Source organism: Chryseobacterium sp. (assembly GCF_022712095.1).
In the GTDB taxonomy this organism is placed as follows: Bacteria; Bacteroidota; Bacteroidia; order Flavobacteriales; family Weeksellaceae; genus Chryseobacterium.
Genome location: NZ_JALAHD010000158.1, coordinates 1 through 2,894 on the forward strand (window position 1 = coordinate 1; position 2,894 = coordinate 2,894).

General features: G+C 33.0%; 2 protein-coding genes. Both read left to right on the plus strand.

The window, feature by feature from the left end:
• Window positions 1–68 precede the first annotated feature (68 nt).
• Window positions 69–1,697 (plus strand): carboxyl transferase domain-containing protein, encoded by a 1,629-nt coding sequence (locus Q0A18_RS07885; RefSeq protein WP_292009603.1) that lies wholly within the window; start codon window positions 69–71, stop codon window positions 1,695–1,697.
• Window positions 1,698–1,895: 198 nt separating this feature from the next.
• Window positions 1,896–2,366: a VanZ family protein gene (locus Q0A18_RS07890; protein ID WP_292009604.1), complete on the plus strand. Its 471-nt coding sequence runs from the start codon at window positions 1,896–1,898 to the stop codon at window positions 2,364–2,366.
• Window positions 2,367–2,894 lie beyond the last annotated feature (528 nt).

Consider the following 2,894-nt stretch of genomic DNA (forward strand, 5'->3'; position numbering starts at 1 on the left):
GAGCAAACAAACATCTTCTTTCATTTTTAACAAAAAGAGTATCTTTAGACATAAAAAATTGATATTGTATGGACATCGAATTCAATAAAAGAGAAGATCAAAATAGACTTAGATTATCTGAAATAACCCGCTTACTTTCTGACATTAAAAAAGGAGGTGGGGAAAAAAGGCTTCAAAAACTTCGGGAGGAAGGAAAAATGACAGCAAGAGAAAGGATCGAATATCTTCTTGATAAAAATTCAGATTCCATAGAAATAGGTGCATTTGCAGGCTATGAAATGTATGAGGAACATGGAGGATGTCCCAGTGGCGGTGTAGTGGTTGTAATAGGCTATGTCTCCGGAAGACAGTGTATTGTAGTGGCCAATGATGCTTCGGTGAAGGCAGGAGCCTGGTTTCCCATTACAGGCAAGAAAAACCTGAGAGCTCAGGAAATCTCAATGGAAAATAAACTTCCTATCATTTATTTGGTTGATTCTGCAGGAGTTTACCTTCCTATGCAGGATGAAATTTTTCCTGATAAAGAACACTTTGGGAGAATATTCAGGAACAATGCAAAAATGAGTTCTATGGGAATCATCCAGATTTCTGCAGTAATGGGAAGTTGTGTTGCAGGCGGTGCTTATCTGCCTATTATGAGTGATGAAGCTATGATTGTAGATAAGACAGGCTCTATTTTCTTAGCCGGAAGCTATCTGGTAAAAGCTGCTATAGGGGAAAGTATCGATAATGAAACATTAGGTGGGGCAACAACTCATTGTTCCATTTCAGGAGTTACAGATTATAAGGCTAAAGATGACAAGGACGCTTTAGACAGAATCAAAAATATTATGAAATCAATTGGGAGCTCTGATAAAGCCGGATTCGACAGAATTGAAAGTTTATCTCCCAGACAAAATCCCGAAGATATATTCGGAATCATGCCTGTGAGTAGGGCAGAACAATATGACACTTATGATATTATCAAATGCCTGGTAGATAATTCTGAATATGAAGAATACAAACCTGATTATGGCAAAACAATAGTTTGCGCTACAGCAAGAATTGATGGATGGGCGGTGGGAATCGTAGCTAATCAAAGAAAAATGGTAAAAAGCGGAAAAGGTGAAATGCAGTTTGGAGGAGTGATCTATTCCGACTCTGCAGACAAGGCAACTCGTTTTATTGCGAACTGCAACCAGAGAAAAATACCATTAGTTTTTCTACAGGATGTTACAGGCTTTATGGTAGGTTCAAAATCCGAACATGGAGGAATTATAAAAGATGGAGCAAAAATGGTTAATGCAGTTTCCAATTCAATAGTTCCAAAATTTACCATTATTACAGGTAACTCTTATGGTGCGGGTAACTATGCCATGTGCGGGAAAGCTTATGATCCTAGATTAATTGTTGCATGGCCATGGGCAGAGCTTGCGGTAATGGGAGGTACACAAGCAGCAAAAGTACTGGCCCAGATTCAGGAATCAGCTTTAAAAAAACAAGGTAAAGAAATTTCCGAAGAAGATCGTAATCAAATTCTAGACTCTATTTCCAAAAAATATCAAAAACAAATTGAATCTACTTATTCTGCTGCGAGACTATGGACAGATGCTATTATCAGCCCTATAGACACCCGAAAATGGATCTCTATGGGAATAGAAGCAGCTAACCATTCTCCTATAACAGAAAAATTTAATTTAGGAGTTATTCAAGTATAACAAAAGTTCATTATAATAAATACTTTAAATAGGTCTTATCTTTAGGTAAGACCTATTTTTCTGTTAAAAAAAGTTAAAAAATATAAATTTTCTAAACATAATAATAGTAAGGTAAGATTTTTGTTGTTTGCAACTCCTAAAAACTAATAAGCACTCCAAACTCTTTTTTTATTACTAATCCCTTTAAAAAGGAAACCTATGAAAAGATATTTTGCAGTACTGATAAGTCTATATACCATTTTTCTATTATATATGATGTTTTTTGCATCAGGCAGAGAAGCTTCGGATATTTCTTATCTTCAGGTAAGACCATTTAATACCATCTTACATTTCTTCTCGGATCATAATATTGAAAAAGAGGCTTTTATTGTGAATATTGTCGGAAATATATTTGTATTCAGTCCATTTGGATGGTTAGGATTATGTATCCGAAAATTCAATTATTTTATTCCTATAACATTATTCTTTATTTTTACTATTAGCTTAATAGAAACAACTCAATATTTTACAGGAAGAGGAGTAGCAGATATTGATGATATATTTCTCAATACTTTGGGAATGCTCTTAGGCTTTGTTATGTTTAAATATGCCACTTGGATTAATATTGGAAACATAAAAATACATTTTGATTTACTCGATCTTAAAAAAGTACAAACAACTTCTTCTTAAAAAGATAGTTTAAAGTAACTCAAAATAACATAACTATATAACTGATTTCAATAAGGGCCGGATAATAGCCGGTCTTTTTATTTTACATCTGAATCAAAACTTCCAAAAATCAATTGAACCTCATTTTAAAGCTTTTAAAATAAAATTTAATTCGATTCTAATCCATACTCTTCTATTCAAGCTCATTAAAGCACTTATAATATAATGGAGAAGTAGAGTATATAAAACTATGTTATATTCCATATAAGAAGTTTGAATAATCAGGAAAAATAACCTTCCTTTCTAATTACTGTTATTCACCCTCTCTATTTTCAATAAAAGATTAAATAGGTATTCCATAGGCATTTATTCTGGATTTGCACAATGTATGAGCATAACATCTCATCATACATCATAAGGTAAATAGGTAGTAAGCAATCAAATAGTATTACGTACTATTTTGGTTTCTATCTTTTTATTCTATTATATTTAGTACAGTATGGTTAGTTATAAGTAATAGGTATAAAAACAAAAAAGTCTCATACGTAA

What these genes read in the sequence shown, in the direction of transcription:
- Q0A18_RS07885 (WP_292009603.1), top strand. Translation starts at nt 69, where the DNA reads ATGGACATCGAATTCAATAAAAGAGAAGATCAAAATAGACTTAGATTA.
- Q0A18_RS07890 (WP_292009604.1), top strand. Translation starts at nt 1,896, where the DNA reads ATGAAAAGATATTTTGCAGTACTGATAAGTCTATATACCATTTTTCTA.